The organism is Bacillus sp. C30 (genome assembly GCF_040838255.1).
Lineage (GTDB): Bacteria > Bacillota > Bacilli > Bacillales > Bacillaceae_G > Bacillus_A > Bacillus_A mycoides.
Window position 1 is genome coordinate 1 of record NZ_JBFPJH010000355.1, and the last position, 3200, is coordinate 3200.

Below are 3200 nucleotides of genomic sequence, written 5' to 3' on the forward strand. Positions count from 1 at the left end.
AACCTAAAAAATGAAGAGTTATCTAATGAGGAGCTTATAAATTTATTTTGTGTACGTTATCATTTTGAAAACATTACAAAGTCATTACAAGAAGACATTAAGAGCGATGTCGTCATTGACTTAGATACGGACTATATTTATATCCCTAATAGATAACAATAACCCAGTAAACTAAAATGGCTTAATGTAACTTACGATTCAGACAAGAATTTAATACAATAAATAATTGCCCAAATGGAAGTCGCGAATTGAGTGACAAAATACATTGTCCATTCGAAAGAAGTCAGTTTTCTCTCTCGTTTAATCTTCTTTAAGTATCTGTAAAATATTAATGTACTCAAAAACATAAGTAATAAAGAGAATTGTTGTAAATCATCGACTATACGTACCGCCATAGACTCCATCACCCTCCTATACAAAATATAGACTATACTTTAAGGATATCATTTTTTTGGTAATGATTCCCTATATATTTAATAAAGTTAAAAAATGTTTTATGCGATATATGTGTAAAGATAATAAAGTTGTTTAATTTTGTTCTTAGAAATACATTAATCGCCTACTCATAAATTTGATGGGCGATTATTATTTTTGTTTAATAATTGCTTTATTTCAATCACGACATTAATAATAGGTTTTGGTCTAAATGATTCTTGCAAGGAATCTCCTAATCTTGGACTTACTGATTTGGAAAAATAAAATTATTATGATCGTCTCAATTACCATTATTTTGGAGAACAATGTGCTATTATATATTCGTAATCAATGAAATAATAAGAAAGAAGGGGCTGTTGTGGAAACAAAGATTATAGAAACAGAGAAGAAAATTGATTCAAAATCCCTTTTGGCTTTGGGATTATTAATTATTTCCGGGATTGTATATCAACTTTTCGCAGTGTTAGGAGATAATATACCTGAAGTATTGGGAATGATTCTTGAAGCTTTATGGAATCTTGTATTATGTGGAATTATAGGATACTATTTTTTAGGAAAAATATCATTAGAACAATTTAAACATTTTAATATCAAGACATTACTTTGGGGTTTGCCTTTAACAATTATCATAGGTATGGCTTCCAACTTAATATTCAGTTACATTTTTGAACCTGCAACTAAAAATTCCGTTGCTGAAGTAATAAGTATTTCTATGATTTTATTCCGTGTACCCTTTATGTTAATGGGTGAAGAGTTGATTTGCACTAATATAATTATCGCATTACAAAAATTAGGATTAAAATTTGGCACGGCATCATTAATATGTAGTTTGTTGTTCGCTTTGTGGCATATTCCAGCTTATGGTTTTGTGCCAATGCAGTTATTAATAACTATAATCCCAATTAGATTAGCACTAAATTATATATGGAAAAATTCAAAAAGTATTTGGGTAAGTTGGATTTGTCACTTTATTTTTGACTGTATTTCATTTGTACCAATGCTTTTTAAATAACTATTTTATCCCTCTATTTGTGGGCAGTAAACGCCCAATTGGTGAAGGCTAATAATCAGTGGAGAATGGACACCTCCACACTGATTAAAGTTTCACTTTATTTTTAAGAGGACTTTATTATTTATGTACAGTATAAAGAAAAAGAGCACTCAGCTATTGAGTGCTCTAAAAACATTAATTTTGATTCAAAACATTCTCCTCAAAATATTTCCCCCAATCTGGGCGTCTTCCATCCATATCTGTAAATCCATACTCTCTTCCTAATTCCCATGAACTTAACGCTCGTCCCGTTTTTTCATGAACATTTGGATCACTTGCTAAAGCTGCTACTGCTCTTCCAACAAAGAAAGGAGTTTCTGATGCGATAAAATGAGGGTCTTGTTTAGCTCCTTCTCGCCAATTCTCCTCTGTTACACCAAATATATCTAACATCGCTTCTGAACGAAGGAATCCTGGACTAACTGCGACAGCTGTAATATTGTGTTGTTCTAAATCTTTCGCCATAGCTTCTGCTAAATGAATTGTTGAGACTTTTGCTAAACTATAGTACAAATTACCTCGATATTGATAATCGACTCCATCTGTAATTTCAATAACAAGTCCCATTTTATTTTTCACCATTAATGGTACACCGTAATGGCTTGTCATTATATGAGAATGAACAGCTCTTTGTTGCATAAGTAGTCCGTTATGTAGATTGTGTTCCCAGAAAGGTTTCTCCCATTCCGTTAAAGGATCGCCGCCCCAAACATCGTTTACTAAAATATCAAGCTGTCCATTTTGTTCGTCTTGAATCTTTGTAAATAATGCTTTAATATCTTCTTCTACCGTATGATCAACACGAACTGCGATTCCTTTTCCGCCTTGCTTTGTAACAAGCTCTGCCGTTTCTTCAATCGTTTCAGTTCTTCCCATACAGGATAAATTCCCTTTTGTACTTCTTCCTGTTACATATACAGTTGCACCGGCTTCACCAAGCATCATCGCAATACCTCTTCCGGCGCCTCGTGTTGCTCCGGCCACAACTGCTACTTTACCTTGTAATGGTTTCATGTGATTCTCCTTACTCTTTATAATCAAGTATAATTATTTTCGGTACCTCGTTGTGCAGCAGCGAAGTTCATGCTTTTTTGTTCGAAATCAGCACATCTAAATAGTGCTGATTGTACATAACGCCTAATATGTTTCCGAAGGGATCAACTACGGAAGCCGTGATGAATCCCACGCCGCGCTCTGTAGGTGCCTCATATTCTTTTGCTCCCATAGACAGTAGCTTATTGAAAGTTGCTGTTACATCATCAACATGCCAGTACACTATAGAGCCAGATGGGCCGGTCACTGAATCAGCTGGCGCATAACGGCTATCGATTAAACCTAGCTCGTGTTGGTAGTCGCCAATGCGAAATTCGGCATATCCTGGACGTTCAAAGTATGGTTCACTTCCTAATAGGTCAGCGTACCATTTCTTTGCGGCTGCTAGATTATCTGTCCAAAAACTAACTGTGGTTAGCCCTCGTAATGTCTGTGTATTGCTCATAATCGATCTCCTCCATAATGTTGAGTAATATTTCCACATACTAAAACGAAATAACATCTTCTGAATTACCTTTAATTCACATATAAATAACCCATTCTCTTATCCATATTCAAGAAAATGCCCTTTTAATGGCAGATCATGAACGTAACGATTTTTTTGTAATTAAACAATAATATTGTGAATCAATAAGAGCAATACATACAAACAAGGCTATTC

The 3200-nt window shown here is 34.2% G+C and carries 4 protein-coding genes; 1 reads left to right on the top strand and 3 read right to left on the bottom strand.

Features of this window, described 5'->3' with window-relative positions:
- Positions 1–191: 191 nt before the first annotated feature.
- Complete coding sequence (locus AB3X49_RS20080; RefSeq protein WP_367964317.1) at positions 192–395, bottom strand: hypothetical protein; 204 nt, start codon at positions 393–395, stop codon at positions 192–194.
- 398 nt (positions 396–793) lie between these two features.
- Here AB3X49_RS20080 and AB3X49_RS20085 point away from each other — a divergent pair, with 398 nt between their 5' ends.
- Positions 794–1447: a CPBP family intramembrane glutamic endopeptidase gene (locus AB3X49_RS20085; RefSeq protein WP_367964320.1), complete on the top strand. Its 654-nt coding sequence runs from the start codon at positions 794–796 to the stop codon at positions 1445–1447.
- A 174-nt stretch (positions 1448–1621) separates the two neighbouring features.
- Here AB3X49_RS20085 and AB3X49_RS20090 read toward each other — a convergent pair whose 3' ends face one another.
- Positions 1622–2500 carry an SDR family oxidoreductase gene (locus AB3X49_RS20090; RefSeq protein WP_002032284.1) on the bottom strand — a complete coding sequence of 293 codons (879 nt, stop codon included), beginning with the start codon at positions 2498–2500 and terminating at the stop codon, positions 1622–1624.
- Between the two features lie 67 nt (positions 2501–2567).
- The gene (locus AB3X49_RS20095) at positions 2568–2984 is read right to left on the bottom strand and encodes a VOC family protein (protein ID WP_002127537.1); all 417 of its coding nucleotides are present in this window, start codon (positions 2982–2984) and stop codon (positions 2568–2570) included.
- Between the last annotated feature and the right edge of the window lie 216 nt (positions 2985–3200).

What these genes read in the sequence shown, in the direction of transcription:
- AB3X49_RS20095 (WP_002127537.1), bottom strand. Translation starts at nt 2,984, where the DNA reads ATGAGCAATACACAGACATTACGAGGGCTAACCACAGTTAGTTTTTGG.
- AB3X49_RS20090 (WP_002032284.1), bottom strand. Translation starts at nt 2,500, where the DNA reads ATGAAACCATTACAAGGTAAAGTAGCAGTTGTGGCCGGAGCAACACGA.
- AB3X49_RS20080 (WP_367964317.1), bottom strand. Translation starts at nt 395, where the DNA reads ATGGCGGTACGTATAGTCGATGATTTACAACAATTCTCTTTATTACTT.